The following is an 8,730-nucleotide window of genomic DNA, read 5'->3' as shown; positions in this document are numbered from 1 at the left end:
TCCTCTAAAGTTTTTTTGGTTCTTTTTGTTCACAAAAAGAACAGTACCCTCCCGGGCAAAGACAGCCCATCGAACATTAAACAGGAAAAATTGATGGAATTGAATCGTTTGACCGCCATATCGCCTGTAGACGGTCGTTATCGCGGGAAAGCCGAGGTATTGGGCGGCTATTTTTCCGAATACGCCCTGATTCGTTATCGTGTGCAGGTCGAGATCGAATATTTTATCGCCCTGTGCGAGCTGCCCCTGGCCCAGCTCGCCGGGTTCGATAAGGGACGGTACAGAGCCCTGCGCCGGATTTACGAAGACTTCAGCCTCGCCGACGCCGAGCGCGTGAAAGAGATCGAGCAGACCACCAACCACGACGTGAAAGCCGTCGAGTACTTCATCAAAGAGAAGATGGACGCACTGGGATTGGGTGATGAGCGGGAGTTCGTGCACTTCGGCCTGACCTCGCAGGACATCAACAACACCGCCACGCCGTACAGCTTAAAGGCGGCGATGGGCGACGTCTATTATCCCGCCTTGGGCGAGCTGATCGACAAGCTCGCGGCCTTGGCAGACGAGTGGAGCGACGTACCGCTGCTGGCCCACACCCACGGCCAGCCCGCCTCGCCGACCGTCTTGGGGAAAGAGATCCGCGTCTTCGTCGAACGGCTCGAAAAGCAGCGCGACATGTTGCAGGCCGTGCCCTATCCCGCCAAGTTCGGAGGCGCCACCGGGAACTTCAACGCCCACTCCGTCGCCTATCCGGAAATCGATTGGGTATCGTTCGCCAACCGTTTCGTGAACGGCACACTGGGGCTCGACCGGTCGCAGTACACCACCCAGATCGAACACTACGACAACCTCGCCGCCATTTTCGACGGCCTGAAACGCATCAACACCATTCTGGTCGACCTCGCGCGCGACATGTGGACCTACATCTCGATGGAGTACTTCAAACAACGCATCAAAGCAGGCGAAGTGGGCTCCTCGGCCATGCCCCACAAGGTCAATCCCATCGATTTCGAGAACGCCGAAGGAAATTTAGGCCTCGCGAACGCCCTTTTCGAACATTTGGCAGCAAAATTGCCGGTATCCAGATTGCAGCGCGACCTGACCGACTCCACCGTGCTGCGGAACATCGGCGTACCGGTGGCCCATACCCTGATCGCCCTGACCTCGCTGATGAAAGGGCTCGGCAAACTGATTATCAACCGCGAAGCCATCGACCGGGACTTGGAAGCCAACTGGGCCGTGGTGGCCGAAGGAATCCAGACCATCCTGCGGCGTGAGAAATACCCCAACCCGTATGAAGCGCTGAAAGCACTGACCCGTACGAACAAAGGGATTACGCAGGCCGATATAAAGGCCTTTATCGACGGACTCGACGTGGCGGAGTCGGTGAAAACCGAGCTGCGGGCTTTGACGCCGCAAACCTATATCGGGATTTTTGCCCGACACAAAGAATAATTTATAGTATTCACTTTTAAATGCTTACGGCTATGGACAACTACAAATGCGACGTTTGCGACTGGGTTTACAACCCCGAAGAAGGTTATCCCGAAGGCGGGATCGCACCCGGAACCCCGTTCGAAGAACTTCCCGACGATTTCGAATGCCCGATTTGCGGCGTAGGGAAAGATATGTTCAGCAAAGTCGGGAAATAGGGCCCTGCGCCCTCGACCTCTCGGGACGACAGTGACAAGGGGAGGCCTCGGAAAGAGGGCCTCCCCCTGTTCATTTTTTCCCCGAAACGGTTCATTCTTCCCCTTTCCCTCTCCCCGCATTTTGTCTGAAACGCTAAAATTCAGCGCGGAACGTTATATCTTTGTACACAGACCAAACCGGAAACCCCATGGAAACCTTCCTGACCGTCATACTCTTCATCTTCGTAGGCTTTTGGCTGCTCGGCCTGTTCGGACGCTGGACACTCCGCTGGTGGATCGCCCGGAAACAGCGCGAATTCCAGCAGCAGTTCGGAGCCACCGGCACCTCCTCGGGCAGCGGAGGACGCAATACCGGCTCGAAAGGCTCCTTCCGCGGCTTTTACGCCAACTTCGGCAACCCCTCCTCCCGCCAGCGGCGCCACCGGAAAGAGGGAGAGGTGACCGTCACCCAAACCGCCATGCGGAGCGAACGCCGAGTAGCCCGGAGCGTCGGCGAATACGTCGAGTACGAAGAGGTCGAGAGCACGGCTTCGACCACTGTCGTGACCGAAGAAGACCGTACGGATGGAGCCGGGAACTGATCTTTTCCGCCGGGGTCACCCGGACGCCGCATCCACTGCGAAAACCATCAAAACCTAACCCATATGACCATTCATCCTACCCCTTCCGGCCGTCGTTGGGCCATCCTGTGCCTCGTCGCGCTGGGAGCGTGGCAGACCGCCGCAGGACAGAAGAAAACAGCCGAAGACGGCAACATCGTCGCCATCTTCGGGCAACAGAAAGTCGAAACCACCGACGAAGGCGAAGTCTTCCACCGTTTCCGCGACGGCCTGCTGCTGCCCGGCGGTGTGGGCGGCGGCACCCTGTACAACGGCCAGGACATGATCGCCTGGCTCTATGCCACCGGCCGTTTCCGGACGCCGGCGGCGGGCGATAGCATCGGATACGCCTATCCGGCCCAGAAAGAGCCCGTGATGGCTTATCAATCCAATCAGGAACGCAAGGCCCGGAATCACTACCGCATCTCCTACGAGCTTCCGGCATGGGTCTGGAGCCCGATTGCGGCCGACTCCACCGGCCGCTTCCGCAGCCCGCAGATGCGGTCGGCCTACCTCTATACCGCTTATGACAGTCCCGACAGCCGGATCGCCCTGCTCGAGACCACCGGCGGCACGCGGACATACATCAACGGAGAGTTGCACGAAGGGGATCACTACGACTTCGGCTACACCCTGATCCCGATACGGCTGAAAAAAGGGCTGAACGAGATCATCTACACCCCGGGCCGCTTCGGACGGGTGGAATCGAAGTTGGTGAAGCCCGACAAACCGGTGATGTTCACCCGGCGCGACATGACCCTCCCCGACCTGATCGAGGGAGAGAACGACCCGAAATGGGCCGCGATCCGGGTCGTGAACGCCACCGAGAAACCCCTGAAGGGGCTCTCTATCCGGGCTACCCTGTCCACCGCCGACGGCGCGAAAACGGGCAAAACGCTCGAATACAAAACCGACGACATCATGCCGATGGCGGTACGGAAAGTCAAATTCCAGCTCCCGGCGACCGATAAAACGGATTACAACGGACCGATCTTTGCCCGTTTGGAGTTGATGCGCAACGACAAAATAGTCGACACCGCGACGATCAAACTGCGGCAAGTCTCGCCGAACGTCCACCACGAACGGACATTCGTCAGCCGCATCGACGGCAGCGTGCAATATTACAGCGTGGCTCCGGCCCTGCGCACCGATCCGCGGGATACCGCTGCCCGGGCTTTCGTGCTGACCGTGCACGGCGCTTCGGTCGAGGCGCGCAACCAGGCGCGGGCCTATAAACAGAAGGATTGGGCCAACATCGTCGCACCGACCAACCGGCGTCCCTTCGGCTTCAACTGGGAAGAGTGGGGGAGGATCGACGCCCTCGAAGTGCTCGAAGAGGCGCAGCGCATCTTCAAGACCGACACCTCGCGCATCTACCTGACCGGCCACTCGATGGGCGGCCACGGGACGTGGTACCTCGGGACGACCTATCCCTCTCTCTTCGCCGCCATTGCGCCGTGCGCCGGCTATCCCGACATCGCCGGTTACGGCAGCGGGCGCGGCGATGCGACACACCGGCGTTCGCCCCTCTTCGAACCTTTCGACCGGGCCGCTTCCGCCGGACGGGTGATGGCCCTCTCGCAGAACCTCAAACAGTCGGGCGTCTACATCCACCACGGATCGGCCGATAAAGTGGTGCCGCCCGAACAGGCGCACCTCATGCGGGAGGTGCTGGGGCGGTTCCACACCGACTTCTGCTACCACGAATACCCCGGCGGCGAACACTGGTTCGGCGATGCCAGCGTGGACTGGCCGCCGCTCTTCGATTTCCTGTCGCGGCATACCATTCCGGCCGACAGCACGGTGGACGAGATCGAATTCTACACCGCTTCGCCGGGCGTCTCGTCGCGCGACTACTGGCTGACCGTCGAACAGCAGGAGAGCCCTTACCGCTTTACCCGCGTGGAGGTGCGGCGCGAGGGCGATACGACGATCCGGATCGGAGCGGCCGAGAATGCGGTGCTGTTGACCTTCGACCTGCCTGCGCTCCGAATGGGGGTGGAACGGACGACCCTCGTTTTCGACGGCAACGGGCAGCGGCTCGTGGTGCCGACCTCGCGACAGGCTGTCGTGGCGTATCGCGACGGACAGTGGCACGTGGCCGACAGCGTCGATCGGCGGCAGAAATATGCCGGCCGGTACGGCGGCTTCAAACAGGCGTTCGACAACCGGATGGTCTTCGTCTATTCGACGGTCGGGACGCCCGAGGAGCGCGCCGGATGGCAGGCCAAGGCCCGGTTCGACGCCGAGACCTTCTATTATCGCGGAAACGGGTCGGTGGACGTCATTCCGGACTACGCATACGAGGAGGCCAAGTATCCCCACCGGAATGTGATTCTGTACGGAAACTACGACAACAACCGCGTCTGGTCGCGGCTTTTGAAAAACTGCCCGATTCGGGTGCGGAACGGCGGCATCTCGATGGGCGGCCGGTCGTATGAGGGGGATGATCTGGGGGCCTACTTTGTCTATCCCCATCCGGACTATCCGGATGCCCTGATCGGTGTGGTGACGGCGACGGGCGTGCCGGGGATGCGGGCGACGATGCCGAACAACTATATATCGGGGATTACCGGCTTCCCGGATTTGATGATTTTCCGGGCCGATATGCTGAAAGACGGCCTGAAGGCGGTCGAAACGGCCGGTTTCTTCGACAACGACTGGTCGCTGAACAGTAAAGATCTTGTGACGTACTAGCCTTTGCGCGGGACGGAACGTATCGCGGCGGGCGCATACTCCGACGATTGAGGAGGGTGCGCCCACCGCTTGCTGTTTTCGGCCGGCCGGAAGGGGCTTGAAGTCCGGGAAAATGGTTATCTTTGAGGAAGAACATTTTTAACCCAATACCTGATTATGAAGATGAAACTCCGAATCGCGACGCTGTTCGCACTGCTTCTGACCGCTGCTCCGGTCACCGTATCGGCTCAGCGCGAGGCGACGCCGGTCGATACGCTCGCCCTGACTCCGCCGATGGGGTGGAACAGCTGGAACCAGTTCGAATGGGAGGTCAGCGACTCGCTGATCCGCGAGATCGCCGATGCGATGGTCGCCAACGGTATGCGCGATGCCGGATACCGGTATATTATCATCGACGACTACTGGGTCGGAGGACGCGATACCAAGAATCGTCTCTTTCCCGACCCTGTGCGGTTCCCGAACGGGATGAAGGCGCTGGCCGACTATGTGCACGGCAAGGGGCTGAAGTTGGGCATCTACTCCGACGCGGCCGAGCTGACCTGTGCGGGGGTGACGGGGAGCCTGGGCTTCGAGGAGATCGACGCGCAGACCTTTGCCGATTGGGGAATCGACTACCTGAAATACGACTATTGCCACGCGCCGACGGATCGGACGACGGCTTTCACGCGCTACAAGAAGATGGGCGATGCGCTGAAGGCGACCGGTAAACCGATCGTGTATGCGATTTGCGAGTGGGGCGGCCGGAGCCCGTGGCTGTGGGCCCGGGCGGCGAGAGGACACCTCTGGCGGACGACTTACGACTCGCGCGACGGCTGGCGGTCGGGCGACGGCTTCCTGACAGGGATCATGGATATCTTCGACACGCAGGAGGGGCTCGAACCCTATGCGGGGCCGGGCGGCTGGAACGATCCCGACCTCCTGATGGTGGGGCTCTACGGCAAGGGGAAATCCTCCTCGCCGGACGAACGCTTCAAGGGGTGCACGGACGAGGAGTACAAGACGCATTTCGCGCTGTGGTGCATGCTGGCGGCGCCGCTGATCGTCAATAACGACCTGCGCGATATGTCGGATTTCACGCGCGAGCTGCTGACGAACCGGCATCTGATCGCGGTGGATCAGGATTCGCTGGGGCGGCAGGGGTATACTTTCATGCGGTCGGGCGATTTGCAGTACCTGCGCAAGGAGCTGAAGGACGGGGTGGCTATCTGCGTCTTCAACCGGTCGGATGCGCCGGCTTCGTTCGTGTTCGATCCGGTGCGGGATGCGGATATTCTCTATCCGGCGACGGTGACGAATGCGTGGACGGGGCGGGTGTCGAAGAAGGCTGCGGTGCGGGGCACGCTGCCGGCGCATGGCTGCGAGGTCTACATCTACCGGCGGAAGTAGTTTTTCTGTAGAGGAGATTTTTATTCGCTCCCGGTCAGGTCTTCCTTTGGAGAGATGCCTGACCGGGAGTTTTTTGCAGCCGGACTACACGGATTTGTATCCCATTGCCGCCAACTCCCTGCCGGAGGAGGATATTTCCGAAACATACCCGTCTTTCAGGAAACAGATGCGATCACTGATCTGAAGCACATCCCGATAGAGATGATCTGTAATGATAAATCCCTTGCCGCCGTATCTGATTTCATCCCGGATCAGCGCTTTCAACGTCGCAATATGTAACGGCATCAGCTGAGAAAATGGTTCGTCGAGCAGGCAGATCGCCGATGGCGACCGAACGAGCAGATACACCTCTATCAAACGCCTCTCTCCCCCCGAGAGGTGCTTGATCCGAGCGTCTACGCAATGGGTCAGATCGGGAAAATCGGCGGCAAAGGAGGATAGATCTATCTGATAGTCGGCAAAAATCTGACGTACGGATAAATGGCCCGGGACAAAATGGAATAGCGGAAGATAACGCACTGACTCCGGGTGCTCGAAGGCCCTTTCGAGCGGTTGCCCGTCCCATCTGACGTGCCGGAAGGTCCCTCGCCGAGTCCCGTAAAGCATTTGCAAGAGGGGCGATTTCCCGCTGCCGTTCAACCCGAGCAAGGCAACCACCTCGCCGGTACGCACCTGCAAATAGGCGTGTTCTAAAATCGTCCGGTCGCCGATCTGCATCCGGGCGCTGTCTATCTCCAAAAGGTGTCCCATTCCGGCAGCAAATTAGCGGCGATCAATAACAAGACAAAGACCAGGAGGTCGCAAAATTCGTAAAAGGCCCACAGCTTCAGCTTGGATAACCCCAGATTGTAATAGTAGTAGTATTCTCGCTGTTTGAGGCGATTCACGATATAGTAAACGCTTGCGGCCGTCAAGAGTTTGAAATAGAGTAAGGGAGTCAGAATGCCGCTTCCCCATCTGTAAAACAACCACCCGCAACACACGCTGATACAGCCGCCGGTAAAATAGAATGACCGGAGGAAGGTATAGTATATTTTCAATCGGTGGAGAAGGGGCATACGGGCTGTCTTTTGAAACAGAGGCTTTTGTCCTGGTGTATCGGAAGTCGAGAGCGGCGTCCGGACAGGTTCAGGGTCTTCGTGAAGTCTTCTCCAATAAAAGAAAAGACGCTCCGAATCGAGCGTCTATCGTAGCCACAACAGGACTCGAACCTGTATTTAAAGTTTAGGAAACTTCCGTTCTATCCCTTGAACTATGCGGCCCTTTTCGATGGGTTGTCCGATGACTGGCTACTTGTGCATCGTCCCCCCGTCGTACGCCCACCGCAAATAAATCGCTCCCCAGGTAAAGCCCCCGCCGAACGAAGCCAGGATAAGGTTATCCCCCTTCTTCAATCTGGTCTCGTAGTCCCACAGACAGATCGGAATCGTCGCTGCCGTGGTATTCCCATATTTGTGGATATTGACCATACACCGTTCCGCCGGCAGTCCCATCCGATTCGCTGTGGCGTCGATGATCCGTTTGTTGGCCTGATGCGGAACCAGATAACGCACATCTTCTGCGGTCAGATGGTTGCGTTCCATCACTTCGACTGCCGTATCGGCCATGTGCGAAACCGCTGCCTTGAAGACCGGCTGACCCTCCTGATGCACGTAGTGCCATTTATTATCCACCGTCTCGTGCGATGCCGGATAGCACGATCCTCCCGCTTTCAGATAGAGGTGTACAGCGCCGGAACCGTCCGAATGCAGGCTGGCGTCGATCAGCCCCAGTCCCTCCGTATTCGGTTCCAGCAACACGGCTCCGGCTCCGTCGCCGAAAATCGGACAGGTCGTCCGATCTTCATAGTCGATGATTGAGGACATCTTGTCCGCTCCCACGACGATCACTTTCTTGTAAGTTCCCGCTTCGATAAATTTCGATGCGGTGGTCAGTGCGAAGATAAACCCGCTGCACGCGGCCGACAGGTCGAACCCGAACGCTTTGGTCAGTCCCGATTTATAGGCGATCAGGTTGGCTGTGCTCGGGAACGACATGTCCGGGGTCACGGTGGCGCAAATAATGAGGTCGATGTCTTCGGGATCGACCTGGGTCTTCTCCAGCAGGTCTTTCACGGCACGCTCGCCCATATAAGAGGTCCCTTTCCCGTCTCCTTTCAGGATGTGACGGGTCTTGATCCCGATCCGACTCATGATCCACTCGTCGGAGGTCTCGACCATCCGGCTGAGTTCTTCGTTGTCCAAAATGTATTCGGGCAAATATGCGCCGACGCCGGTGATCGCGGCTGTAATCTTCTTGCTGCTGCTGGTCTTTGCCATGCTTCTTTTTTACTTCATTCTATTTTGCACCTTATCTGGAGGGTACTGTTCTCTTTGTGAACAAAGAGAACCAGAAAA

7 protein-coding genes and 1 tRNA gene are annotated in these 8,730 nt (G+C 58.5%); 5 read left to right on the top strand and 3 right to left on the bottom strand.

Going from position 1 to position 8,730, the window contains the following annotated elements; translation table 11 throughout:
- Window positions 1-93 precede the first annotated feature (93 nt).
- The 5 genes from purB (at window position 94) to QZ292_RS08365 (ending at window position 6,334) form a co-directional block, all read left to right on the top strand.
- Window positions 94-1,455, top strand: a complete 1,362-nt coding sequence (gene purB, locus QZ292_RS08385; protein ID WP_294600492.1) for an adenylosuccinate lyase — start codon at window positions 94-96, stop codon at window positions 1,453-1,455.
- 32 nt (window positions 1,456-1,487) lie between these two features.
- The gene (locus tag QZ292_RS08380; protein WP_294600490.1) at window positions 1,488-1,652 is read left to right on the top strand and encodes a rubredoxin; all 165 of its coding nucleotides are present in this window, start codon (window positions 1,488-1,490) and stop codon (window positions 1,650-1,652) included.
- 188 nt (window positions 1,653-1,840) lie between these two features.
- The gene (locus tag QZ292_RS08375; protein WP_294600487.1) at window positions 1,841-2,233 is read left to right on the top strand and encodes a DUF4834 family protein; all 393 of its coding nucleotides are present in this window, start codon (window positions 1,841-1,843) and stop codon (window positions 2,231-2,233) included.
- Between the two features lie 63 nt (window positions 2,234-2,296).
- Window positions 2,297-4,948, top strand: coding sequence for a prolyl oligopeptidase family serine peptidase (locus QZ292_RS08370; RefSeq protein ID WP_294600484.1), 2,652 nt, complete (start codon window positions 2,297-2,299; stop codon window positions 4,946-4,948).
- 162 nt (window positions 4,949-5,110) lie between these two features.
- Window positions 5,111-6,334 carry a glycoside hydrolase family 27 protein gene (locus QZ292_RS08365; protein WP_294600482.1) on the top strand — a complete coding sequence of 408 codons (1,224 nt, stop codon included), beginning with the start codon at window positions 5,111-5,113 and terminating at the stop codon, window positions 6,332-6,334.
- A gap of 84 nt (window positions 6,335-6,418) precedes the next feature.
- Here the strand turns inward: QZ292_RS08365 and QZ292_RS08360 are convergent, their stop codons facing one another.
- The 3 genes from QZ292_RS08360 to QZ292_RS08350 form a co-directional block, all read right to left on the bottom strand.
- Window positions 6,419-7,084, bottom strand: a complete 666-nt coding sequence (locus QZ292_RS08360) for an ATP-binding cassette domain-containing protein (RefSeq protein ID WP_294600479.1) — start codon at window positions 7,082-7,084, stop codon at window positions 6,419-6,421.
- A gap of 440 nt (window positions 7,085-7,524) precedes the next feature.
- A tRNA-Arg gene (locus QZ292_RS08355) sits at window positions 7,525-7,596 on the bottom strand.
- Between the two features lie 27 nt (window positions 7,597-7,623).
- Window positions 7,624-8,652, bottom strand: coding sequence for a beta-ketoacyl-ACP synthase III (locus tag QZ292_RS08350; RefSeq protein ID WP_294600476.1), 1,029 nt, complete (start codon window positions 8,650-8,652; stop codon window positions 7,624-7,626).
- Between the last annotated feature and the right edge of the window lie 78 nt (window positions 8,653-8,730).

It is taken from the genome of uncultured Rikenella sp., assembly GCF_910577125.1.
Lineage (GTDB): Bacteria > Bacteroidota > Bacteroidia > Bacteroidales > Rikenellaceae > Rikenella.
This window is presented reverse-complemented; position numbering and strand designations above follow the sequence as displayed.

Bases quoted from the DNA above. Each gene is read 5' to 3' on its own strand.
- purB (WP_294600492.1), top strand. From the start codon at position 94: ATGGAATTGAATCGTTTGACCGCCATATCGCCTGTAGACGGTCGTTAT.
- QZ292_RS08375 (WP_294600487.1), top strand. From the start codon at position 1,841: ATGGAAACCTTCCTGACCGTCATACTCTTCATCTTCGTAGGCTTTTGG.
- QZ292_RS08365 (WP_294600482.1), top strand. From the start codon at position 5,111: ATGAAACTCCGAATCGCGACGCTGTTCGCACTGCTTCTGACCGCTGCT.
- QZ292_RS08370 (WP_294600484.1), top strand. From the start codon at position 2,297: ATGACCATTCATCCTACCCCTTCCGGCCGTCGTTGGGCCATCCTGTGC.
- QZ292_RS08380 (WP_294600490.1), top strand. From the start codon at position 1,488: ATGGACAACTACAAATGCGACGTTTGCGACTGGGTTTACAACCCCGAA.
- QZ292_RS08350 (WP_294600476.1), bottom strand. From the start codon at position 8,652: ATGGCAAAGACCAGCAGCAGCAAGAAGATTACAGCCGCGATCACCGGC.
- QZ292_RS08360 (WP_294600479.1), bottom strand. From the start codon at position 7,084: ATGGGACACCTTTTGGAGATAGACAGCGCCCGGATGCAGATCGGCGAC.